The 24,863-nt window shown below is 67.5% G+C and carries 13 protein-coding genes; 10 read left to right on the top strand and 3 right to left on the bottom strand.

Going from position 1 to position 24,863, the window contains the following annotated elements:
* Positions 1 to 65 precede the first annotated feature (65 nt).
* Together O0882_RS12020 and O0882_RS12015 are read left to right on the top strand one after the other, a co-directional pair.
* A complete protein-coding gene (locus O0882_RS12020) occupies positions 66 to 941 on the top strand; it encodes a LysR family transcriptional regulator (RefSeq protein ID WP_289948478.1) in 876 nt (291 codons plus the stop codon).
* A complete protein-coding gene (locus O0882_RS12015; protein WP_289948186.1) occupies positions 938 to 2,077 on the top strand; it encodes a YbfB/YjiJ family MFS transporter in 1,140 nt (379 codons plus the stop codon). The genes O0882_RS12020 and O0882_RS12015 overlap by 4 nt, the downstream gene beginning before the upstream one ends.
* Positions 2,078 to 2,080: 3 nt before the next feature.
* Here the strand turns inward: O0882_RS12015 and O0882_RS12010 are convergent, their stop codons facing one another.
* Genes O0882_RS12010 through O0882_RS12000 form a run of 3 tightly spaced genes read right to left on the bottom strand, consistent with a single transcriptional unit; the run spans position 2,081 to position 4,925 of the window.
* Complete coding sequence (locus O0882_RS12010) at positions 2,081 to 3,118, bottom strand: serine hydrolase domain-containing protein (RefSeq protein WP_289948184.1); 1,038 nt, start codon at positions 3,116 to 3,118, stop codon at positions 2,081 to 2,083.
* Positions 3,109 to 3,912: an alpha/beta hydrolase gene (locus O0882_RS12005; RefSeq protein ID WP_289948182.1), complete on the bottom strand. Its 804-nt coding sequence runs from the start codon at positions 3,910 to 3,912 to the stop codon at positions 3,109 to 3,111. The genes O0882_RS12010 and O0882_RS12005 overlap by 10 nt, the downstream gene beginning before the upstream one ends.
* A complete protein-coding gene (locus tag O0882_RS12000; RefSeq protein WP_289948180.1) occupies positions 3,909 to 4,925 on the bottom strand; it encodes a M14 family zinc carboxypeptidase in 1,017 nt (338 codons plus the stop codon). The genes O0882_RS12005 and O0882_RS12000 overlap by 4 nt, the downstream gene beginning before the upstream one ends.
* Before the next feature lie 209 nt (positions 4,926 to 5,134).
* On the opposite strand from O0882_RS12000, the gene O0882_RS11995 reads away from it, so the two are divergent.
* The 8 genes from O0882_RS11995 to paoC all read left to right on the top strand — a co-directional run bounded on the left by O0882_RS11995 (position 5,135) and on the right by paoC (position 24,844).
* Positions 5,135 to 5,878 (top strand): hypothetical protein, encoded by a 744-nt coding sequence (locus O0882_RS11995; protein WP_289948178.1) that lies wholly within the window; start codon positions 5,135 to 5,137, stop codon positions 5,876 to 5,878.
* Positions 5,875 to 6,450, top strand: a complete 576-nt coding sequence (locus tag O0882_RS11990) for an RNA polymerase sigma factor (protein WP_289948176.1) — start codon at positions 5,875 to 5,877, stop codon at positions 6,448 to 6,450. Before O0882_RS11995 ends, O0882_RS11990 begins: the two co-directional genes overlap by 4 nt.
* A gap of 8 nt (positions 6,451 to 6,458) precedes the next feature.
* Positions 6,459 to 7,439: a FecR domain-containing protein gene (locus O0882_RS11985; RefSeq protein ID WP_289948175.1), complete on the top strand. Its 981-nt coding sequence runs from the start codon at positions 6,459 to 6,461 to the stop codon at positions 7,437 to 7,439.
* A gap of 155 nt (positions 7,440 to 7,594) precedes the next feature.
* Positions 7,595 to 20,221: a filamentous haemagglutinin family protein gene (locus O0882_RS11980; RefSeq protein WP_289948173.1), complete on the top strand. Its 12,627-nt coding sequence runs from the start codon at positions 7,595 to 7,597 to the stop codon at positions 20,219 to 20,221.
* Complete coding sequence (locus tag O0882_RS11975) at positions 20,218 to 20,949, top strand: sigma-70 family RNA polymerase sigma factor (RefSeq protein WP_289948171.1); 732 nt, start codon at positions 20,218 to 20,220, stop codon at positions 20,947 to 20,949. The genes O0882_RS11980 and O0882_RS11975 overlap by 4 nt, the downstream gene beginning before the upstream one ends.
* Positions 20,950 to 21,025: 76 nt before the next feature.
* A complete protein-coding gene (gene paoA / locus O0882_RS11970) occupies positions 21,026 to 21,685 on the top strand; it encodes an aldehyde dehydrogenase iron-sulfur subunit PaoA (RefSeq protein WP_289948169.1) in 660 nt (219 codons plus the stop codon).
* Positions 21,682 to 22,641: a xanthine dehydrogenase family protein subunit M gene (locus O0882_RS11965; RefSeq protein WP_289948166.1), complete on the top strand. Its 960-nt coding sequence runs from the start codon at positions 21,682 to 21,684 to the stop codon at positions 22,639 to 22,641. The genes paoA and O0882_RS11965 overlap by 4 nt, the downstream gene beginning before the upstream one ends.
* A gap of 4 nt (positions 22,642 to 22,645) precedes the next feature.
* Entirely contained in the window at positions 22,646 to 24,844 is a 2,199-nt protein-coding gene (gene paoC / locus O0882_RS11960; RefSeq protein WP_289948164.1) for an aldehyde oxidoreductase molybdenum-binding subunit PaoC, read from the top strand.
* Positions 24,845 to 24,863: the final 19 nt, after the last annotated feature.

Here is a 24,863-nt window from a genome sequence, read left to right as displayed (position 1 = left end):
GGATGCTGTATTTGATTCGTATTTTGAGAATATAATAGCATAATCATTTCAAAAGAAAGAATGTGATGGAGATGGAGTCATTGACGATTTTTTGTGCCGTGGCCAGTGAGTTGAGCATCACCCAGGCCGCAGCCCGGCTGGGCCGCGCGCCGTCCAGCGTCACCACGCGCATCCAGCAGCTGGAGGCTGATATCGGCGCGCAACTGTTCGTGCGCACCAATAAACGCATGGCACTGACGGCGGCGGGCGAGCGCTTTCTCGAGTATGCGCAGCGCCTGCTGGCACTGGCGGAAGAGGCCAGGCACGTCGTCACAGGTGGGCGCGAGGGCGGCACCCTGCGCATCGGCAGCATGGAAAGCACGGCGGCCAGCCGCCTGCCGGCGCTGCTTGCCGCGTATCACGCCCGGTATCCGGCGACGCGCCTGGCGCTGAGCACGGGGCCATCGCGTCCCCTGATCGAGCAGGTGCGCACGGGTTTGCTCGACTGTGCCTTCGTGGCCTTGCCGCCAGCGTTCGGCGGCGCCGCCGCGCTGGAGGAGCTTGGCCTGGCATCGACCGCCGTGTGGCGCGAGGAACTGTGTTTGCTGCTGCCGGCCAGCGAAGGGCCGGTGCGCCGCGCCGTGGATGTGCGCACGCGCTCGCTGGCGGCCTTCCCGCAAGGCTGCACCTACCGCGGCATCGCCGAAGAGGTGCTGGGCGTGGCCGGCAGCACGCAGTGGCGCGTGCAGGAGATGACTTCGTATCACACCATGATCGCCTGCGTGGCGGCTGGTGCCTGCGTGACCTTGTTGCCGGCCAGCGTGTTGGCGCTGTCCGACGCGCCTGCCACCCTGAAAACACTGTCGGTTGGGCAAGCCGACACCTTGCTGGTGTGGCGCGTCGGATTCGACGTGCCCGCGTTCCAGCATTTGCTGGCGCAACTGGGCCAGGTGGTGCCATGAGCGCGGCCGGCAGGCTGCGCGCGGCCATCGCCGCGGCGGCCATCCTCGCCATCGGTATGGGCTTCGGCCGCTTCGCCTTCACGGCCATTTACCCGCACATGGTCAAAGAAGGCGTGCTGACCTTGCGCGACGGCAGCCTGGCCGCCTCGGCCAACTATGCCGGTTATTTGCTGGGCGCTATCCTGGCCATGCGCGCACGGGCCCACAGCGCGCACCGGCTGTGCCTGTGGTCGGTGGCCGGTACGGCGCTGTGCCTGGGCGTGCTGGCCTTGACTATGCCAGTCTGGCTCATCGTGACGGTGCGTGGCGTGGCGGGCGTCTTCAGCGCCCTGGCCATGGTGGCTGCCTCGCTGTGGCTGCTGGAACAGCGCCGGCATGGTCGCGGCGCGCCGCTGCTGTACGCGGGCGTGGGCGCGGGCATTGCCGTGTCGGCCGAATTGCTGGTACTGGCATCGCAGCTGGGCTGGCACAGCGCCGGCATGTGGCTGCTGCTGGCCGGCGTCACCGTGCTGCTGGGGCTGGCGGCCGCGCCCGCCATTGCCGCCAGCGGCCAGGCGACCCTGGACGTGCCGCCGCAAGCCGCTGCGTCGACCCTGGCGCCCGTGGCGCCCTGGCCGCTGGTGCTGATCTATGGACTGGCTGGGCTCGGATATATCGTCACTGCCACCTACTTGCCCGTGCTGGTGGGCACGGCCTTGCCCGGGCTCAATTCCGCCCACGTGTGGGCCGTGTTCGGCCTGGGCGCGGCACCCTCGTGCTTCCTGTGGCACCGGCTGCACGAGCGCCTGGGCACGCGCCAGGCGCTGCGGTTAAATTTGCTGCTGCAGGCGCTGGGCGTGGCCTTGCCCGTGCTGGCGCCCTCGGCCGCTGGCTATTTGCTCAGCGCCATCCTCGTCGGCGGTACCTTTGTCGGCACGGTGACCATCGCCATGCCGGCCGCACAACGGGCCGCCGTCAAGGCAGCTAAGTTTGGCTCGAACATGATGGCCATCATGACGGTGGTGTATGGCGTGGGCCAGATCATCGGCCCCGTGCTGGCCGGCAGCCTGTATGCGCAGTCGCATAGTTTTAATAGCGCGCTACTGGCGGCGGCCGGCGCGCTGCTGCTGGCCATCGTTATGAGCTTGCGGCTGTAAGCCTCAGAGACCGAAGGCGCAGCGCATGAAGTCGCCCCGCAGCGCGTTGATCCTGGCGAAATCGCGCGTGTAGTACAGCTTGTTTGTCAGCAGCACCGCATGGCGGCCGCGCCGGGGGCTGAGCCACAGCGCCGTGCCGGTGAAGCCTTGGTGGCACCAGACGTCATCGTTCGGCTCCGTGCCTGCGGCCGGGTGCCAGAACAGGCCGCGCGATGGAGTCAGGGCACCAGTCTGCACCGTCAGCGAAGCTTGTACCCAGCTGGCGTCAAGCACATCGCCGTGCTGCGCCAGCATCGCCTGCAGGAAGCGCTGCAGGTCGGGCACGTTGGAAAACAGCCCGGAGATGCCGCACACGCCGCCCAGCAGCCGGGTCGAGAAATCATGCGTCACGCCAGCAAGGTGCGCGCCCGCCTGCTCGCAGTATTCGGTTGGTGCGACCAGTTGGTCGTGCCCTGGCGCCAGCGGGCCGTAGCCCGTGGCGGCCATGCCCAGTGGTCGCAAAATGTGTTCTTCAAGCACATGGTCCAGTGGCATGCCCAGCAGCCGCTCGATGACCAGGCCGAGTATCAGGGCCGCACGGTCCGTGTAGTCGACAGCCTGGCCCGGTATGCCTTCCAGCGGCTCGCGCAGCACGCCGCGCACGATATCGTCGTACACCTCGCCATAGCTGGCGCGCAGGCGGGCACGCAGCGGCAAGCCGGCCGTATGGGTGAGCAGCTGGAAAATCGTGACGGGTGCCAGCGCATAACCCTGGGTGCCGGGCAGCACGTCGGCCAGGCGGCTGTCGAGGCGCAGACGTTTCTGCTTCACCAGCCAGCCCGTCAGCGACCAGACGCTGATGATCTTGGTCAGCGAGGCGATGTCGAACAGGGTGTCGACCTGCATCGCCGCACTGCCTGGCTCGGGCGTGAGCCGCCCGGCCGCGCCCGCCACGCTGTGGTGGACGCTGCCCACGGCCCAGGCCGCGCCCGGGAAGATGTGTTCGTGCACGCCGGCTTCTACCAGCGCTGTCAGTTTATCTGTCAGGTTTGCTATTGGCATATTGATTGTGTCGTGTCTGTCTTGTCGTGCTCTGCCGCTGCCACCCCCAGCCAGCGCGCCACCGATTGCGCCACCCATTCCCCTTCGTCGAGCGGCAGGTCGTGGCCCGCGTCGCGGTGGATCAGGCAATCGGCCTGCCAGGCGCGCGCCAGTTGCTGCGAGCAGCGGTGCTCGACCAGTTGGTCTTTCGCGCCGGCCATCACCAGCACGGGCATGGCGGGGCGGCTGGCAGGCGCGCGGTAGCGGGCGGCCGACAGCAGCTGGCGCAGCGCGTTGCGCCGGCTCACCGGGTATTCCTGCTGAAAACTGAGCCAGTCGGCCAGCAGCGCCGGGTTGCCGCCCGCATGGCGGCGGCTGGTCAGGCGCAAGATCAGCGCTTCCTGGCTGCGTGCATCGCCCAGCAGCAGCTGGCGCAGCAGGGCGCCGTAGTTTTGCCAGCGCAGGCGCCGGTAAAACGGATTGAACGGCCGCATGCTGGTGTTGATCAGTACGCAGCGGGCGATTTCCTGCGGGTAGCGACTTGCCCATTCGACGGCCACCATGCCGCCCAGCGACAGGGCCAGCAGGTGGTACGGTGCAGCGATGCCGCGCGCCAGCAAGTCTGCGCGGCAGCTTTCCACCATGGCGGCCACGCGGGTCGCGCTGTCCTCCTCGTGGCGCGTGCCGTTGCCGGGCAAGTCAGGCGTGACGATATGGGCGCCGGGCAGGGCGCGCGCCAGGCTGGCGGGGAAGGTTCCCCAGTGGCGCTGTTCGCGCATCAGGCCACGCAATAAAATCCAGGTGGGCGGCGTCATGATTCGTACCATTGCTCCAGGGCGCGCCGGCGCTGCGCCTTGCGCAGCAAGCCTTCCGGCATCCAGCGGCCGTGGCTGCTGGCGGCGCGCATGAGGAAATCGAACCACACCAGGTGCCGGCGCAGCACGCGTTGCAGGCGGTGCGCGGCCGTGGGATTGAAGATGCTGACCCGGTTGAACAGCTGGCGCGGGTTTTTCTTGACCCATAGCCACGAGCCCATTTCCAGGGTCAGGGGCAGGAACACGCGCCCGTTGTAGCTGGTGCCGTTCAGGTACAGATAGTCCCACAGGTCGCCATGCGTGCGGTATTGCCGGCTTTGCGGCTCGAACACATAGTTGTGGTTCGGGTAGCTCTGGCTGAACAGCTCTTCCAGAGCGCCGATCTCGGCCAGGTGTTCGATCGGCACCTTGGTGTGGGCGTGGGGGAACCAGATGCGGTCGCGCAAGCCGAAGCCGGAATGGCAATCGAGGGCAATGCTGAACTGGCGCGACAGCAATTCGCGCTCGACGAAGTCGCACACGGCCCGGCTTTCCAGCTCCATCGTGCCATCCGCCGCCCCCCGGTACCAGGGCAGGCGGGCGCTGTAGCGCTGTCCGCCCAGCATGAACGGCACTTTTTCGCGCGCGCTCAGCGGCGCGTTGCGCATCAGGTCTACGCCCTGCGGATTGCAGCGCGTGGCTTGCCACATGCCGCCCGGATTGACCAGCGGCATGAAGACGAGGCGCATGCTTTCCAGCTGCTGATGCAGGGTGGCATCCCAGCGCAGGCGCGCGATCAGGCTTTCCAAAAAGGAGAGCAGCACTTGCGTGCCGATGCGTTCAAGGCCGTGGATGCCGCCGAAAAAGCCCAGCACGGGCACGTCGGGACTCGGATTGCCCAGGGCAATCGTGTACACGGGAAACTCGCGCCCATCCATGGCGATGCTGCAGGGCGCGGCCACTTCCAGGTGGCTGCCGCCCTCGTCGATGAGGCGCTTCAGCATGACCAGCTCGGGCAGATTCTTTTCGATCATCAGGCGTTTGAAAGGGAAAGTGACAGCCAGTGTAGCCGAAATAGCCGCCGCAGCAGACGTCCCGCCTGGCGAAATATATGCATGACAAGCATGTCACGAAGCCGTCATGTTTGCTGTGTAGGCTATTGCAGTTGACGCAAGAATTGTTACTTGACAATGCCCCGATTTCACGCAGTTCCACCCTCACACGATAGCGACACGATAGCGATATGACAGGCAGCCCGGCATCCGTGCATGTGCTTGCGCTGGCGGGATACCTGGTACTGCTGGGTTTCCTGACCGCGCTGGGACCCGTGCGGGCGCAACCGGCCGACGGCCCCGTGCTGCAGTTCGATATCGCCGCGCAAAACCTTGGCGATGCGCTCGACCTGTACAGCCGCCGCACGGGCATCGCCGTGCTGATGGACCAGCGCTACGCGCAGCGCCAGTCGGCCGCCGTGCGCGGCGCGCATGCGGCTGGCGCGGCCCTGCAAGTCTTGCTGGAAGGCACGGGCCTGCAATCGCGCCTGTCCGACGCGCAAGCCGTCATCGTGTATGCCCCGGCCGGCGCGGCAACTGCAGCTGTGGCGGACTTGCCGCCGGCCGCCGTGGTGGCCGCCGCCGATATTCCCGGCGCCACGCAGGGCGGCGGCGACCATGCCGCCTATGTGAGCCGCTTGCAGCACGTGCTGCTGGGGCTGCTGTGCCGCGCGGCGCAGACGCGTCCCGGCGGCTATCGGCTGGCGCTGCAACTGTATCTGAACCGCGCCGGCGTGGTGGACCGCGTGCACCTGCTCGACAGCACGGGGCTGCGCGCACGTGACACGGCCATCGCGCGCGTGGTGCTGGGCATGCGCGTGGGTACGGCACCGCTGCCTTCGATGCCGCAGCCCGTTTCCATCCTGCTGCTGCCGCAAGGCCCGGGCAGCGAAGTCGATTGCGCCCCCGGCGCGCCGGGTAGAAACGCGCCATGAGCATGCCCGACCTGAGCACCAAGCTGAAACGCCACCTCAGCTCGCGCTACGCCGTACTGCGCTGGCGCCTCGAAAGGGTGGTCGGCTGCAAGCACAATGCGGCCGATGCGCTGCAGGAAACCTGGCTGCGCCTCGAAGCGATGGTGGCGCCTGGCCCTGCCGCCGCGCCCGTCCATAACCCCGACGCCTATCTGCTGCGCATGGCGGCCAATATCGCCACTGATGCCTATCGCCGCGACCGCATCATCGTCACCGAGCGCGAACGCGAAGAGCTGATGCACATGGCCGACGAGGCCGGCGACGATATCAGCGACCCGGCGCGCATCGTTTCGGCGCGGCTCGACGTGCAGGCGCTCGATGCGGCGCTGGCGGGCTTGTCGCCGCGCCGCCGCGCCATCCTGACGGCGGCGCGCATCGACGGCATGCTCAATGCGGACATTGCCGAGCGCTTTGGCATTTCCGTGGCGATGGTGAAAAAAGAATTGCAGGCCGCCATGCAACACTGTAAAACGTGCATGGCCGACGCCGATGCCGCCCAGCGCAGCGATGTGTCGGGCCGCCGTAAATACTGATGAATCTGATGACTGCTCCTGACCGCGACCCACGCGACCCTTCCAATAGTGCCGACAGCGATGCTGCCATCGGCCAGCAAGCCGCTGCCTGGTGGGCGCGGCTGCGTGCCGACGATTTTACGCAGGCCGACGCCAACGCCTTGCGCGCCTGGTGCGCGCGCAGCCCCGGGCATGCGCGCGCCTGGCGTGAACTGCAACAGCTGTGGCAGGCGCTCGATCCTGCATTGACCCGCGCCGCCGCCGCGCCACAGCGGGCGAACGTGCTGGCGTTTCCGCTGCGCCCCGGGCGGCGCGCCTTTCTCGGCGGCGCGCTGGCCGCCGGCGTGGCCGTGCTGGCCTTGCGCCCGCCGCTGGGCGCCTGGCCATCGCTGCAGGAGTTCGCCGCCGACTACCGCACGGGCACGGGCGAGCAGCGGCAAGTGGCCCTGTCGCAGCAGATGACGGTGCAGATGAATACGCAGACGCGCATCGATGTGCGGGCGCCCGAGTCGATCGAACTGCTGGGCGGCGAGGCGGAAATCCTCGCCAGCGGCGCGCGCCAGCCCGTCACGGTGCTGGCGGGAGCGGGGCGCATGCTGGCGCAGTCGGCCCGCTTCAATGTGCGCCACACGGACGACGCCGTTTGCGTCACCTGCCTGGCGGGCGCCGTGGAAGTCGTCTGGCAACAGCGGCGCCTGACCCTTGATGCCGGGCAGCAACTGGTGTATGACGAGCGGGGCGTGCAGACGGCCACGGCCGCACCAAAGGGCGAGGCCAGCGCCTGGCGCACGGGTGCGCTGTCGTTTGTCGGCAAGCCGCTGGCCGACGTGGTCGATGAAATCAACCGCTACCGGCCCGGCCGGGTGCTGCTGCGCAATGCCGAACTGGGCCGCCGCCTGGTGCGCATGCGTTTTTCCATTGGGCAAACCGATGGCGCGCTGGCGATGATACGCGACCTGTACGGCGCGCAAATGACCAGCCTGCCAGGCGGCATTGTGCTGCTCAGCTGATCCCGTGTTTCCCTTTGGCTGGCTTATTTAAAAATATTTAAAAATATTTTTCAAAAACCATTATCCCTTCCGGCATCGAGCTACGTCATGGAGGCATGGACGCCTGCGCCACCGCCAGGCTCCGTTCCCTACTCTCTAGCCAGGAAACCATTGCCATGACCAAGCTTCACACTGCCCAGCGCCCAGTCCCAAACACTGACACGGGCGCGCAGCGGTCCTCCACGCTGGGCAGCCGCTTGCGGCTCACGCCGCTCGCTTACGCACTGACCACCATGCTGATGGCGGGCGCCTTCACCACGCCGGCGCGCGCGCAGCAGGCGTTCAGCGGCGGCTGGTTCGCGGCCAAGGGCGCGGCGCAAAACACGGCATCGACATCGGGGCGCTTGCCGAATGGCCAGCCGCTGCCGCTGGGCAGCCGCCCCGAGGGCCAGCAACAGCAGGCAAATCAGCAGTTGCAGCGCTCGCTCAACAACCTGAACCTGGCCGCGCGCGCCATCGCCGCGCAGCAAGCGGCCCAGACGCAGGCGCGCCAGGCCGCCGCCGGCGTGCCCGGCGCACCCGATGGTCTCGTGCAAGGCGGCTTGCAGGTCGACACCAACAGCCTGACGGCCGGCTGGCTCAATGCCCAGGCGCCCGTGCAGACAGTAGCGAACGGCAAGACGGCCGTGGTGGTGCAGCAGACGGCGGACAAGGCCATCCTGAACTGGGAAACATTCAATGTGGGCAAGGACACGACCCTGACCTTCCAGCAGCAGAAGGACTGGGCCGTATTGAACCGGGTCAACGATCCGCAAGCGCGTCCCAGCCAGATCCAGGGCCAGATCAAGGCTGACGGCACGGTGCTGCTGGTCAACCGCAACGGCATTGTGTTTACCGGCACGAGCCAGGTCGATACGCGCAGCCTGGTGGCGGCCGCGGCCCGCATCGGCGACGCGCAATTCAAGAAGGATGGCATCTACAGCCCCGGCACGGCCGGCGCCACGACGTTGACCGATGCGGCCGGCAAGGTGCAGGTGCAGGCGGGGGCGCGCCTGGCCAGCAATGCGCCCAAGGGCAGCACGGAAGGCGGCGGTTACGTGATGCTGTTGGGCAAGGAAGTGCACAATGCGGGCGAAATCAGCACGCCGAAGGGGCAGGCCCTGCTGGCCGCCGGCGACAGCTTTAACATTAAAAAAGGCGTGGGCACGGATGGCAATCCGCTGTCGACCACGCGCGGCAGCGAAGTCACGCCGCAGTTCGCGGCCGGCAGCACGGCGGGCAAGGTCGTCAATACGGGCCTGATCCAGGCGCGCGAAGGCGACATCACCCTGGCCGGTCGCACGGTGCGGCAGGACGGCGCGCTGCTCGCTTCCACCACGACGGCCGCGCGCGGCACTATCCACCTCAATGCCCTGGGCAGCGACGCGGCCATCACCCTGGGACGTGGCGCCACCACGGCCGTCCTGGTCGAGGACGACGGCAAGACCACGGCGCTCGATAGCCAGCGCGACGCCATGCGCGGCCCGGTCGTGACGTCCACGGAAAATATCCTCGCCGTGAACGACCGTCGCGATCAGTCGCGCATCGAGATCGACAGCGCCGGCACGGTGGAATTTCTCGGCGATTCGCTGACCCTGGCCACGGGCGGCCAGATCGCCGTCAATGCCGCCAGCCGCAGCCTCGTGCGCGATGGTGCCCAGCTCGACGTCTCCGGCGCCGTGGGCGTCAAGGTGGCCATGGCGGCAAACAATGTCGAAATCAATGTGCAGGGCAACGAGCAGCGCGACGCGCCCGTCAACCGCGATGGCAAGGCCTTGACCAACAACAATATCTGGGTCGACCGCCGCAAGCTGGTGTTGGTACCGAAAGGCACGAACGGCTATGACAGCGACCGCTGGTACACGGCGGGCGGCTTGCTGGAAGTGGCCGGCTACCTGGGCACGCAGGGCCATTCCGTCAGCGAATGGATGGCGCAGGGCGGCACGGTCAGCTTCAGCGGCAAGGATGTCGTCACGCAGGCCGGTTCCGGCATCAACCTGTCGGGCGGCACCCTGGACGTGCAGACGGGCGCGCTGCGCCAGACCTGGCTGAAAGGCGCGGACGGCAAGCTGTACGAGGCGAGCAGCGCGCCCGCCGACCTGGCGTATGCGGGCGTGTACAAGGGTTACGAGGAAGAACACGCGCGCTGGGGCAAGGACGCTAGCGCGTTTTACGCCAATCCCTTGATCGCCGCGCAAAAACGCCTGGAAAACGGCTACACGGCGGGCCGCGACGCGGGCAAGCTGGTGATCGCCACCGGGTCGGCCGTACTGGAGGGGGGGATTGCGGGCGACGTCTTCCAGGGTGAGCGCCAGACGCAGGCGCCGCAGGCCCTGCTCGACGGCTACCAGCAGTCGCAGCTGGCCGCCGCGCAGCGGGGCCAGCTGATCGTCGGCCAGTATCAGCCCATGTTTGACAAGCGCACGGGCGTGCTGCAGCATGTGCTGTCGGCTGTCATGGACGAAGTGCGCCTGACGCGCGTGCAGGACGGCATCGCCGCCGGCCTCGACGTGACAGGTGTACTGGCATCTGAGCGCCAGGGCAAGCTGCTGCTCGATACCAGCTTGCTCAATAGCCAACAACTGGGCGCCATCCGCCTCGCGGCGAAAGGATCGATCACCGTCGACAGCGCGCTGCAGGTGGCCGACGGCGGCAATATTACCCTGTACGGCAAGGACGTGGCCATCAATGCCAGCCTGCGCAGCCATGGCGGCAGCATTGCGGCCGGCAATGTGCTGAGCCAGATCGGCGCGCTGGGCATGCTCGATACCTTCGTCATTCCGGGCGGACCCGCAGGCAAGCTGGTGCTGGCCGATGGCGTGACCCTGGACACCAGCGGCTTGCTGGCCAATGTGCTGCGCGACCCGCTGGCCGCCGCCGGCTTGCCATATATGAATGGCGGCAATGTGTCCTTGCGGGCCAACGGCGACGTGCGCATCGGCAATGGCAGCCTGATCGACGTCAGCTCGGGCGCAGCCATCCTGTCGCAGGCGAAACAGCAGGGCGGCAAGGGCGGCAATGTGACCCTGGCCTGCTATGGCGCGCAGGCCGATTTGCTGCTGGGCGAAGGCGCGCAAGTGCGCGGCCACGGCGTGGCGGGCGGTGGCAAGCTGGAATTGCAGGCGAACAAGATACTGGTCGGCCAGGCCGATACCGCACAGAAAGGCACCCTGCAGCTGGGTGCTGACTTCTTCGACAAGGGTTTTTCCAGCTACAGCCTGCTCGGCAAGCAGGGCTTGACGGTAGCGGACGGCACGCAGGTCGACGTGCGCATGCCCGTGCTGCGCGTGGTGGACAATGAAAAACTGGCCCTGTGGACGCCAGAGCAATACACGCAAAACGCATTGAAGGGCACCTTGACGCAGCGCAAGGGCGCCAGCCTGGCCCTGCAGGTGGGCGATGTCGAGTCCGGCGCGGCCGATATGGCCAGCGCTCAATTGCTGATTGGCAAGAATGCCGTGGTGAATGTCGATGCGGGCCAGGCCATCAAACTGTCCAGCGTGGGCCAGCTGACGGTGGAAGGGCGCCTGAACGCCTGGGGCGGCAAGATCAGCCTGGGCGGCGTGGACGTCGACGTGAATGTGTCCGAGGCGGTGGAAGCGACCGGCCATGGCCGTTCCATCTGGATCGGCGAGAACGCCGTGCTCGACGTGGCGTCGCGCGCCGTCACGGCCACCGACGTGCAGGGCCGGCGCTACGGCAAGGTGGTCGATGGCGGCAGCATCGTCATCGGCGGCGAGATCGACCATGCGCAGGGCAGTACTTCGGCGGCCAGCCTGTTTGTCGTCGTGCGCGACGGCGCCTTGCTCGACGCTTCCGGCGCGCACGCCGTGCTGGACGTGGACGGCGCGGCGGTCGACGTGGCCAGCGCGGGCGGCAGCATCGCGCTGGCGTCAAACAATGGCTTGTACCTCGATGGCCAGCTGCTGGCCAGGGCGGGCGGCGCGGGCGCGGCGGGCGGCACCCTGTCCGTGGCCACTGGCACGCCCGAATACAAGAATGCCCTGGCCACGACCAGGGTGCTGCAGGGGCGTCAGTTGAGGTTGACGCAGCAACAGGTCGCCAGCGACCTGGCCGATGGCGTCAGTGCACGGGAAGCGGCGCAGAAGCTGCAATATGGCCATGGCCGCTTCTCCGTGGAGCAGGTGGACGCGGGCGGTTTCGCCAACCTGGCCTTGCTCGGTGCCGCCTCCTTCGATGGCGACGTGTCGCTGAAGATGCAGCAAAGCTTCCAGCTCTACGGTGCGCCTATGCTGTCGCCCGGCAGTGCGCCCGGCGCGAAGGTCAGCGTGGCGGCGCCGTATGTGCGCCTGGCCAGCATCAAGCCTGCCGGGCGCGATTTCTATGTCACGCCAGGCAGTGCGGGAGAATCGCCGGTCGCCCGGCAGGTCAGCATGGCGGGCGACCTGATCGACGTGCGCGGCATGGTCAATATCGTCGCCGACGACGTGCGCCTGAGCAGCCGCGGTGACCTGCGCTTCCTGCTGTCCCCGCTGGGCTGGGATGGCAACCAGCCCACGACAGTGCTCTCCTCGCCGGGCGACGTGACACTCAGTGCGGCCCAGCTGTATCCTGAAACGGGCGCTGGCGCCGCCGTGCGCGCCGGTTATGGCTTGATCGACCGTAAGTTTGGCTATGACCCCGCGCACCGCCTGACCATTGCACGCACGACCGACAGCGTGCCGGCCATGCCGTATTCCGCCTTCGGCTCGCTGGAGTTGGGCGCTGCGCATATCGAGCAGGGTGGCGTGGTGCGCGCACCGCTGGGCCGCCTGTCGATCGGCGCGGCCGGCTATAACAATGACAAGAGCCTGACGGTCAATCTGCTGGCCAACAGTATCACCTCCGTCAGCGGTGCCGGCCTGGTCATGCCGTACGGCGGTACCGTCGATGGCCAGAACTGGAACGTCGACGGCAAGTTGACCTCCCTCCTGGGCGTGGGCGGCTTCAGTGCGCAAGGTGGCTTCCGCGTCGGCGTGGAAATGGCCGGCGTGGCCGTGGACGTGCGGCCGGGCGCGCTGCTCGACCTGTCCGGCGGCGGCGAATTGACGGGTGCCGGTTTCATCGCCGGCCGCGGCGGCTCCACCGATGCGCGCTATCATCCGCTGATGCAGGTGGGCGCGAATGGTGGTTTTGTCTTGCCGGGCCTGGCGACCAACCCTGTGTACGCCATCGTGCCGGGCGTGCAGGCGCCGCAATCGCCTTCGGGCGGAGACAAGGCGGCATCCGATGCGGCCGTGGGCCGGCAGGTGACGATAGGCAATGGCGTGCCGGGCTTGCCCGCCGGCACCTACACCCTGATGCCCTCGACCTATGCCTTGCTGCCGGGCGCCTTCCGCGTGGAACTGAACGGCCTGGCGGGCCAGGGCAGCGCAGGCCCCCTGGCGCAGCAGCTGCGCAACGGTTCCTGGGCCGCGCCCGGCACCCTGTCGATCGCCGGCACGGACATCCGCGCGCCGCTGGCCAGCCAGCTGATACTCACGCCGGCCAAGGTCTTGCGCACCTACTCCCAGTACAACGAAACAGGCTATGCCGCCTTCGCCCTGGCCGATGCGCAAACGCGCGGCATTCCCCGCGCGCAGCTGCCATCCGATGCCAAGACGCTCAAGCTGACCCTGGCGGAAAGCGGCGGCCTGGATACATTCCAGTTCAAGGGTACCGGCAAGTTCGGCGCGGCCGAGGGCGGCTATGGCGGCACCGTGATACTGATGTCGAGCAATACCTCCAACGGCGAGATTGAAATCCTCGCCGATGGCGCGCCAGCCACCAGCGGCGCCGGGCAGGTCAGCGTGCGCGCCTCGAGCCTGAATAATATCGGCGCGGCCCGCATTGTGGTGGGCAACACGCCCACGGTGGCGTATGGCCAGGGCGGCAATTACGTGAACTTCGGCGTCAGTTCGGCGCGTGCCATCTACCTGCGCGCGGGCGCCGTCCTGTCGGCGCCCGAGGTATTCCTGGTGGCCCAGGACCCGGGCAATTACGAATTGGGCGATGGCTTGATCGATATCGCGCCTGGCGCGGGCATCAGCACCCTGGGACGCGGCAAGGCCGCGTATGACGCCAACGACGGCTTCATCTACAAGACCCGCCCGGACATGCACGTGCTGGCCGCCTCGAACGGATTGATGAATGTGGCGCCGGTCAGCGGTTCGGCGCGTGGTGGCATCCGCATCGGCGCGTGCGATGACGCTTGCGCCGGCACCAGTACAGCGAGCCTGTACTCGGAAGGCACCTTGCTGATGTCTACCAATGGCAGTTTCCAGCTGGACGACTCGGCCCGCTACGGGACGCGCAACCTGAGCCTGTCCGTGGGCGCCATCAACATGGGCAGCAGCGAGGCGCTGGCGGCTGCCCAGGCCAGCGGCACGCGTTCCAGCGGCCTGGCCATGAACCAGGGCGTGCTGGACCGCCTGCTGCGCGGCGATACCAGCACGGGTGCACCGGCGCTGCAGGCGCTGATGCTGAGCGCGGCGGACGGCGTCAATTTCTACGGCGACGTGGTGCTCGATACCTACGACAAGACCAGCGGCAAATCGACGCTGGAACGCCTGGTGCTGACCACGCCGGCCATGTATGGCCAGGGTGAGGCCGGCACGGTGGCCACCATCCGCACGGCCAACCTGATCTGGGGCGGCGCCCTGTCGCCGGCCGGCAATGTGATTACGCACGGCGCCGGCACGGGCAGCGGCACCTTGAACCTGGAAGCGGAGCGCATCGATTTCGGCTTCGGCCCGTTCACGCAGCCGGCCGGCGTCGCGTCGTTCGACCGCCTGGCGCTGGGTTTTGCCAACGTCAACCTGAAAGCGTCGGGCCAGGTCACGGCCAACCACAAGGGCAGCCTGTCCGTCTATCAGGCGCAAGGCGCCTATGAAACGGGCAAGGGCTACCAGTACAGCGGCGGCAACCTCAATATCAGCACGCCGCTGCTGACGGGCGACGCCGGTTCCGCGCACAGCTACACGGCGGGTGGCGCGCTGAAGGTGGCGGCGCCGGCCAGTACGGCGCCAGCGGCTCCCGTCAAGAATAACGCGGCGCTGGGCGCGCAGCTGGCGCTGAACGGCGACAGCGTGAGCGTGGCAACGGCCGTGGTGTTGCCAAGCGGCAAGTTGACGATCAGCGCGCAGCACGACATCAGCCTGGCCGACGGCGCGCGCATCGACATGGCGGGCCGCAAGAGCACCTTCTTTGACGTGGATAAATACAGCTGGGGCGGCGACGTGACCCTGGACAGCCGCGCCGGCGATATCCGCGCAGCTGGCGGCAGCCTGATCGACCTGTCGGCCGAGAACAACCGCGCCGGCAGCCTGAAGGCCGTGGCGCTCGATGGCGCGGCCGGCATGGTGGATCTGCAGGGCAAGATCCTCGGCGGCGCCAGCGGCAGCTATGACGCGGGCGGCACCGTGGTGTCGTACAAGAAGGGCAGCGTGGACGTGCGCGCGCAAACCCTGGGCGCGGGCGGTACCCTGGACAGCCAGTTCGCGTCGCTGAACACGCGCCTGACGGAAGGCGGCGTGACGGGTGGACGCAGCTTCCAGCTGAAACAGGGCAACTTGACGATAGGTAACGAAATCAAGGCCGGCGACGTGCAGGTGGCCGTCGACAATGGCCGCCTCACCGTCGCCGGCACCATTGATGCCAGCGGCGAGCGGGTGGGCAGCATCCGCCTGGCCGGCAAGCATGGCCTGACCCTGGCCGGCAACGCCGTGCTCGACGCGCATGGCACGCTCTTGCGCGTCGACAGCTATGGCAAGATCATCGACAGCCCGAATCGCGCCACGGTGGAACTGAATTCGGGCGAAGGCCTGTTGGACCTGGCCGGCGGTGCGCAGATTGACCTGCGCCACGGCACGGCGGCCGTGCTTGGGAAGGGCAAGGGAGAACACGACGGCGCCGCGCGCGGCACGCTGGAACTGAACGCGCCGCGCCTGGGCAGCGGCGGTTCCCGCACGGACGCTGATGCGGCCACGTTTGGCGACGTTGCCATTGCGGCCGGCGGCGGTTTTACCGTGCGCGGGGCGAAATCGATCGCCGTCAACGCCATGCAGCGCTATGACGACGCGGCTTACGCCACGGACCTGTCGGCCAGCGGACGGCCGTACCAGGTGATCAACCAGGCATATCTTGACAGCAAGCATGCGGACAGCACGGCCTTCATCGACGCGGCGCTGGCCAATACGAACTTGCGCAATATTAAACTGGCTGGCTTGAACACGGCCGCGTATGCCGATGCGTTGCATCTGCGTCCCGGCGTCGATATCGTCAGCAAGACGCCCGATGGCGACCTGGTGGTGCGGGGCGACCTGGACTTGTCAGGCATGCGCTACGCCAGCCTGAATCCGCGCTTTCAAGTAACAAATGCGCGCGGTTCGGGCGAGGTGGGCAGCCTGCTGCTGCGCGCCGGCGGCGACCTGAGTATCTACGGCAGCATCAATGACGGCTTCGCGCCGCCACCGGCCACCAAGGACGACGGCGGCTGGGTACTGCTGCCGGGACGCGATATCAATGGCAGTGACGTCATCGTGCCGGGCAAGGGCGTGACTGTTGCCGATGGCACGCTGTTCCCGGGCGGTATCGCGCTCAATTACGACCTGCCCCTCAAAGGCTTCCATCTGAGCGCGAATACGCGCCTGCCCGTGGCAGTGACCCTGGACGAGGCCACGACATTGCCGGCCGGCACGGTGCTGGCGGCCGCCGTGCGCGACAGCGCCGGCAATATCGTCCATGCGGCCGGCAGCCTGCTGGCCACGGCGCAAACCTTGGACGCCGGCATGCGCCTCGATGCGGGCAGCGTGCTCAAGCAAACGGTGAAAGTGGGCGCCTTGACCTGGCCCAAGGGCGTGCCGCTGCCTGGCGTGGCGGGCGAACTCTCGGTCTTCGCACTCAATGGCAACCTGGCGCTGGCCGTGGGTGCGCTGATACCGTCCGGCACCGACGTCAAGCTGCTGCACAATGTGGAGTCGATCCAGCTGCGTCCGGAAGTGGCGGGCAGCCAGGGCAAGCTGTGGGCCATCGCGCCCATGCTGGCAGAAGGCTCGCAAGCATGGGGCATGCGCCTGGTGGCCGGCGCCGACCTCGATGCGGCCGACACGCGCGGCGTGCAGGCGCATCCCGCCCACGGCACGCTGCGCCTGGCCGACAGCCATTACGGCATGTATGGCGTGCTGGTGCCGCCGAAGGGCGTACAGTACTGGACCAAGGAAGCGCAGGAACTGGGCGAGCGGGAGAACATCCCCGGCATCGTGGCGGGCGAGCCCATCACCGAGGAATTCACCAGCCAGTTCGGCCAGACTGTCGCGGAATTCTGCGCCAACGACGCAACCCTGTGCGTGCTGAAGTTGGCCTATGTGTGGACCAGGGTCGGCGCGGAAGAATTCGCCGACCCGAGCGTAAAGGCTGGCGACGTGGTCGACCTTGCCGGACTGGGCTGGCCGACTCTGTGCGAGGAAAATCCCACCTGGTGCGGCACCTCCAGCCCCAGCTACAATTACAAGCCGTCCAGCCTGCGCTACAGCGTGCTGCGCACGGGCACGGGCGACCTGGACCTCGTCAGCGGCGGCGACTTGCGCATGGACAGCCTGTATGGCGTGTACACGGCCGGCATGTCGTCTACGCCGACCTCCGCAGGCGACCCGTTCAACCTGCCACGCTCACGCAATGCCGACGGCACGGTGCTGGCCAACCCCGATGGCGCGCATGAACGCCTGGTCGACGGCGGTGCCGAGAACATTTACCGCGCATGGTATCCGGACCACGGTGGCAACCTGCTGCTGCAGGTGGCGGGCGACTTGAGCGGCTCGCTGATCGACGCGGCTAGCGCCAGCAATCAGCGTCCCGTCAGCAACGATGGCATGGCTGACTCGGTGGCAGTGGGCAACTGGCTGTGGCGCCAGGGCAGCGGTGGCGTGGCCACGGGCGGCCCGGCGCAGCCGACGGCGTGGTGGATCAATTTCGGCAGCTATGTGGGCCGCGCCACCCTGGCCGATACGGTGCTGGGCTTTACGGGTTTCGGCACCCTGGGCGGCGGCAATGTGCGCGCCGAGGTGGCGGGCGACGCTGGCGTGCTGGCGCCGCTGACTGGCAATACGTATAACGCCAGCATCAATCCCCGTTCGCAGGGCTTGCTGCTGGCTGTCGGCGGCACGGGCCGCGTGCAGGCCGACGGCAGCCTGCTGCTGACGGGCGGCGGCGACCTGGACCTGCGCGTGGGCGGCGCCCTCAATCCCGCCGGCAAGGCTGGTGGCGGCCACATGAATGGCGCGCTGGTCGACTTGCGTGGCCACGCGGAAACGTTGGCCACGCAGCTGGGCAGCGTGGCGCTGCAATATGGTGCGCAAGCCATCGATCACGCGCCGCTGGAAACGCGGGCCTTCGACGTCTTCCGCGCCACGCGCGCAACGCCCCGGGGCGCCATGACCCTGGTGCCGGGCGATGCCACGTTCAGCGTGGCGACGCTGGGCGACCAGGTAGTGCAGGATGTGGCCGACCCCGGCCGCGTGACCCTGTTCAATGCCTCGCCGTTCACCGGCGCGTCGGGCGAGCAGGGCTACGGCTACAGCTGGTTCAGCCTGTGGACGCCGCGCACGGCGCTCGACCTGTTCTCCGCCGGCGGCAACATGACGCCGCTGACGGCGCCGGTCGGCACGGCCACCGACCTGGCGATCGTCTATCCCTCCATCGTGCGGGCCGCGGCCGCGCATGGCAGTTTGTACTATGGCAAGGCGGTTGGCAGCCCGAATGCCATCCGCGAATATGATGCCCCCCTGGTGGTGGCACCGTCGGGCTATGCCCAGTTGCAATGGCTGGCCAGTGATTCCATTTATGCGGGCGGCTATGCCATCAGCCAGTCCGGCGCTGCCGCCGACAGCATCGCGACGCCGTTCAAGCCTGGCTTCACGGGCTGGGATATCAATCCTTACGCGAGCAGTCCCCTGGCTAGCAATGTCTCAAGCACGGGGGGGCCGGCAACGAAATGGAACTTCCCGCTGTTTGCCTTCGGCCCCAATTCCTCGGCCGGCCCCGCCAACAGCGGCACGCAGGTGGCCCGTATCTATGCCGTCACGGGCGACCTGGTGGGCGTGAACAGCGGCCGCATCCTCGAATTTTTGGACGCCAGGCATGCGGGCATCACCTGGTATGAGGGTGGCCAACCCGTGTGGATGAAGGCGGGACGCGATATCGTCGGCAGCGGCACGGCGCAGCTGGAAGCCATTGAGGGCAATGCCAGCAACAGCGACATGCGCTTCGCCAATATCAGCAACCTGTTCGTGCACAACAATGCATATGACGTGTCGGTGGTGTCGGCCGGGCGCGATATCCTGAACAGCGCCTTCAACGTGGCCGGCCCTGGCACGCTGGACATCAGCGCGGGACGCAACATATTGATGCAGGACAAGGGCAGCGTCGTCAGCCTCGGCCCCGTCGTACAGGGCGACAAGCGTGCGGGCGCCAGCATCGCAATGCAGGCAGGCGTGGGCGCGGCCGGTCTCGATTACCTGCGCTTCGTCAAGCCCTACCTGGACCCGGCCAACGTGGCAAAGACGGGCGTGCCGCTGGCTGAGCAGGCCGGCAAGGTGGTGAAATCGTACGAAACCGAATTGGTGACCTGGCTAGTCGAGCGCTACGGCTTCAAGGGCACGCCCGCCGAAGCGCAAGCCTTCTATCTGGCCTTGCCCGAGCCGCAGCAGCGCGTGTTTGCCCGCGACGTGTATTTCGCCGAACTGAAGGCGGGCGGGCGCGAGTACAACGACCGGGACAGTTCGCGCTATGGCAGCTTTTTGCGCAGTCGCAACGCCATCGCGGGCCTGGCGCCGGCCACGGACGCCAGCGGCAAGGCAATTGCCTATGCGGGCGACATCGTCATGTACCGCGGCACGTTTGGTCTTTACAACCCGAGCTCTGGAAGAAACGACCGCATCGTTCCCCGCAGCGGCTACGTGCACACCAACTTCGGCGGCGACATTCAACTGCTGACGCCGGGTGGCAAGCAGGTGTTCGGCATCGAAGGCGAAGCGCCGCCATCGACCTCGGGCGTCATGACCAAGGGCGGCGGGAATATCGAGCTGTTCTCGCACGGCAGCATCCTGCTGGGCCAGAGCCGCGTCATGACGACGTTTGGCGGCGATATCCTGGGCTGGTCGTCGCAGGGCGACATCAATGCAGGGCGTGGTTCGAAGTCGACCATCGTCTACACGCCGCCCAAGCGTGTGTATGACAACTGGGGCAATGTGACCCTGTCGTCCGACGTGCCCAGCACGGGCGCCGGCATCGCCACCCTGGCGCCGATCGCCGAAGTGCCGGCCGGCGACGTGGACTTGCTGGCTCCGCTGGGCACCATCGACGCGGGCGAGGCGGGCATCCGCGTCTCGGGCAACGTCAACCTGGCCGCGCTGACGGTGATGAACGCGGCGAATATCCAGGTCAAGGGCGAAGCCAAGGGCATGCCGACGGTGGCGTCCGTCAACGTGGCCGCCATGAGCAACGCCAGCGCGGCCGCCACGCAGGCGACCGCGGCGGCGCAGGACGTGGTGCAGCGCGAGCGCGCCGCCACCCGTTCGGCGCAGCCATCGGTGTTCACGGTGCGCGTGCTGGGCTTTGGCAATGACGCACCGCCCGACAGCGCGCAAGCGGCGCCGCAGGAGGGCGCGCGCATCGAGGCGGCCGATTACAACCCGCGCAGCGCCGTGCGAGTGCTGGGCCTGGGACCATTGCCGGAATCGGCCACGCGCCAGCTGACGGCGCAAGAGCGCAGCAGGTTGTCGCCATGATGGCCCGCCTGGCCGAACCCTTGCGCTTGCGCATGGCCGGTGCCATGGGGCCTGCAGGCATGGCCAGGTACCGGCCCGCCATCCGGCCCCGTTTGCAGGCGGCCAACGACGTGGCGGCGGTGCCAGGGCAGGGCGCCCAGCTGCAAGCGGTGCTGGAAAGCAATTATGCGGGCTTGCACCGGCGCCTGACGCGCCACCTGGGTTGCGCCGAACTGGCCAGCGACAGCCTGCATGACGCCTGGCTGCGTCTGGGCGCGTGGACGGCATGGGGCGGCGCGGCGCTGGCGCACAGCCCCGTTGCCTATGTGTTCCGCGTGGCCTGCAATGCGGCCATGGACAGCCTGCGCCGCAACCGCGCCTGGCTGTATGCGGACGAGGGCGATGGCGGTGGAGCTGGCGCTGGCGCCGCCGTCCTCGTCGATTTCCTGGCCGATACGGCGGCGGGGCCGGAACGCCTGGCCGAACTGCATGCCGATGTGCGCCGGCTGGCGCAGGCCGTCGCGCTGCTGCCGCGGCGCCACCAGCAAGTGCTCGAAGCGCTGCGCGTGGACGAGCTGACCCGCCAGGAGGTGGCCGAGCGGCATGACATGTCGCTGCGCAATGTCGATACGACCTTGCGCCAGGCGCTCGACCACTGCGCGCGCCACACGGGCCATGCGGCGCAGGGCGGCGTCGGCGCCTCCCGGCGCAGTCTGAGGCTGAACGTTCGTTCGCGTACAGACGCGTAACATTCCTGCCAGCAGACTGCTGCTTCGGGCCTGCATGCGCCCACCCAGCCAGTCCACAGCCAGGAGGAAGCGCGACATGACAGAGTGTAATCACATCAATGCCGGCAGGCGAGGCTTGCTGATCGCCGGCGCGCTGTCGGCCACGGCCGTGGCCGTGCCCGGCGTGGCGGGAGCGGCGGAAGCGGTGAATACGGCCACCCAGGCCAGTGTTTCTCCGCCGCCCGTCCTGATGAAAGTCAATCTCGACGTCAATGGCCGGCGCCACAGCCTGGAACTCGACACGCGCACCAGCTTGCTCGACGCCTTGCGCGAACATTTACAGCTGACGGGCACCAAGAAGGGTTGCGACCACGGCCAGTGCGGTGCCTGCACCGTCATGCTCGACGGCCAGCGCATCAATGCCTGCCTGACCCTGGCCGTGATGCATGACGGCGCCAAGGTCACCACCATCGAGGGACTGGGTACGCCCGACAGGCTGCACCCGATGCAGGCCGCCTTCATCGCGCATGACGGCTTTCAATGTGGCTACTGCACGCCGGGGCAGATCTGCTCGGCCGTCGCCGCCCTGGGAGAAATCCGCCAGGGCATCCCCAGCCACGTCAGCGCTGACTTGAACGCACCGCCCTCGGTGACGCCGGAAGAATTGCGCGAGCGCATGAGCGGTAATATTTGCCGCTGCGGCGCCTATTCCAACATCATCGAAGCCATCACCGAGGTGGCGGGGAGGCCGGCATGAGAGTGTTCAGCTACCAGAAGGCGGCCACACCGGCCGAGGCGGCGGCCGCCGCCTTGCACACGCCGGGCGCGCGCTTCATCGCGGGCGGCACGAATCTGCTCGATCTGATGAAACTGGAAATCGAAACGCCCGCGCATTTGATCGACGTGAATGGCCTCGCCCTGGATCGCATTGAAACGACGGCGGACGGCGGCTTGCGTATCGGCGCCCTGGTGCGCAACACGGCGCTGGCGGCCCACGCCACGGTGCGCCGCGATTACGGCGTATTGTCGCGCGCCTTGCTGGCCGGCGCTTCGGCGCAACTGCGCAACAAGGCGACGACGGCAGGCAATTTGCTGCAGCGCACGCGCTGCGCGTATTTCTATGACACGAATCAGGCGTGCAACAAGCGCGTGCCGGGCAGCGGCTGCTCCGCCATCGCGGGTTTCAGCCGGCCGCTGGCCATCCTGGGCGGCAGCGAGGCCTGCATCGCCACGCACCCCAGCGACATGGCCGTGGCCATGCGCGCGCTCGATGCCGGCATCGACACGGTGCGGGCCGACGGTAGCACGCGCAGCATCCCGATTGCCGACTTTTACCGCTTGCCGGGCAACACGCCGCAGCTGGAAACCGTGCTGCAGCCGGGCGAACTGATCACCAGCGTGACCTTGCCCCCGCCCGTCGGCGGCACGCACGTCTACCGCAAGGTACGCGACCGTGCCTCGTATGCGTTTGCGCTGGTGTCTGTCGCGGCCATCATCTTGCCCAACGGCACTGGCAGGCTGGCCCTGGGCGGCGTCGCGCCGCAGCCGTGGAGAATCGCCGCCGCCGAGCAGGCGATGCCCAATGGCGCGGCTGCCGTGAGCGAACGGCTGCTGGCGGGCGCCCATCCCACCGCCGACAACGCCTTCAAGCTGACCCTGGCGCAGCGCACGATTGCTGCCGTGCTGGCGCAAGCACCCGACCAGAAAGGCTAGGGCCATGAAATTTTCGACACCCGCCACGACGAACCCCATCGACCAGCTGAAAGTCGTGGGGCGTCCCACGGACCGCATCGATGGCCCCCTGAAAACCACGGGCACGGCGCCGTACGCGTATGAACAAAACAAGGCCGCGCCGTACGCCGCCTACGGTTACGTGGTGGGCGCGGCGATTGCCAGGGGCCGCATCGCCTCGCTCGATACCAGCGCCGCGCGGCGCGCACCGGGCGTGCTGGCCGTGGTCACGGCGCAATCGGCAGGCAAGCTGGGCAAAGGCAAGATGAACACGGCGCATTTGCTGGGCGGCCCGGACATTCAACATTACCAGCAGGCCATCGCGCTGGTGGTGGCGGAAACCTTCGAGCAGGCGCGCTCGGCCGCGCAGTTGCTTGACGTCAAGTATGTCGAGCAGCCGGGCGTTTTCGACCTGGCCAAGGCAAAAAACTCGGCCACCAGGCCGAAGGATGGCAAGCCCGACAGCAAGACGGGCAATTTCGCCAGCGCCTTTGCGAATGCTCCCGTGCGTCTCGACGTCAGCTACACGACGCCTGACCAGTCGCACGCCATGATGGAGCCGCACGCGTCGATTGCCGCCTGGGAGGGCGATACATTGACGCTGTGGACGGCGAACCAGATGGTGGACTGGGGCCGGGGCGACCTGGCCCGCACCCTTGGCATGGCGAAAGAGCAGGTGCGCATCGTCTCGCCGTATATCGGCGGCGGTTTCGGCGGCAAGCTGTTCGTGCGCGCCGAAGCCCTGCTGGCGGCCCTTGGCGCGCGCGCGGCACAGCGTCCCGTCAAGGTGGCCCTGACGCGGCCCTTGATGTTCAACAACACGACGCACCGGCCCGCCACCATCCAGCGCCTGCGTATCGGCGCCACGCGCGATGGCAAGATCACGGCCATCGGCCATGAATCGTGGTCCGGTGACCTCAAAGGAGGGTCGCCGGAAACGGCCGTGATGCAAACGCGGCTGCTGTATGCGGGGCCACACCGCATGACGGCCATGCGCCTGGCCGTGCTCGACTTGCCGGAAGGCAACGCCATGCGCGCGCCGGGCGAGGCACCGGGGCTGATGGCGCTGGAAATCGCCATGGACGAGCTGGCGGAAAAGCTGAACCTGGACCCCATCGTCTTGCGCATCCTGAACGATACGAAAGTGGACCCGGAAAAACCGGGCAGACCGTTTTCCCAGCGCCGCCTGATCGATTGCCTGCGCACTGGCGCCGTGGAGTTCGGCTGGAAAGAGCGCCAAGCACAGCCCGGTACGCGGCGCGACGGCCGCTGGCTGGTGGGCATGGGCGTGGCGGCTGCTTTCCGCAACAACCTCGTCATGCAGTCCGCCGCCCGCGTGCGCCTGGACGCCAACGGCATCGTCACCGTGGAAACGGACATGACGGACATCGGCACGGGCAGCTACACGATCATCGCCCAGACGGCGGCGGAAATGCTGGGCGTGACCTTGAAGCGTGTCGTCGTGCGCCTGGGCGACTCGGATTTTCCCGTCTCGGCCGGTTCGGGCGGGCAGTGGGGTGGCAACAGCTCGACGGCAGGCGTGTATGCGGCCTGCGTGCGCCTGCGCCAGGCCATCGCCGGCAAGCTGGGCTTTGACGAGAAGGAAGCGCGTTTTTCCGATGGGCAAGTCAGCCAGGGCGAGCGCAGCGTGCCTTTGGCGCAGGCGGCGGCGAACGGCGACATCGTCGCCGAAGACCATATGGAATATGGCGAGCTCGACAAAAAATTCCAGCAATCGACGTTTGGCGCGCATTTCGTGGAGGTGGGCGTGGACGGCGACACGGGCGAAGTGCGCGTGCGCCGCATGCTGGCTGTGTGTGCGGCCGGCCGCATCCTGAACCCGAAGGCGGCGCGCAGCCAGGTGATCGGCGCCATGACCATGGGCGTGGGCGCGGCGCTGATGGAAGAACTGGTGGTCGACAAGCGCGCCGGTTTCTTCGTCAACCACGACCTGGCCGGCTACGAAGTGCCCGTGCACGCCGACATCCCGCACCAGGACGTGATCTTCCTCGACGAAACCGACCCCATGTCCTCGCCCATGAAAGCCAAGGGCGTGGGCGAGCTGGGCATTTGCGGTGTGGCGGCCGCGATCGCCAATGCCGTCTACAACGCCACGGGTGTACGCGTGCGCGACTATCCGCTGACCCTGGACAAGCTGCTGCGGGGGCTTCCCAAGCTTACTTAGCCTCTTGCGTTGCCGCGCG

This window comes from Janthinobacterium sp. SUN073 (genome assembly GCF_030397665.1).
In the GTDB taxonomy this organism is placed as follows: domain Bacteria; phylum Pseudomonadota; class Gammaproteobacteria; order Burkholderiales; family Burkholderiaceae_D; genus Janthinobacterium.
This window is presented reverse-complemented; position numbering and strand designations above follow the sequence as displayed.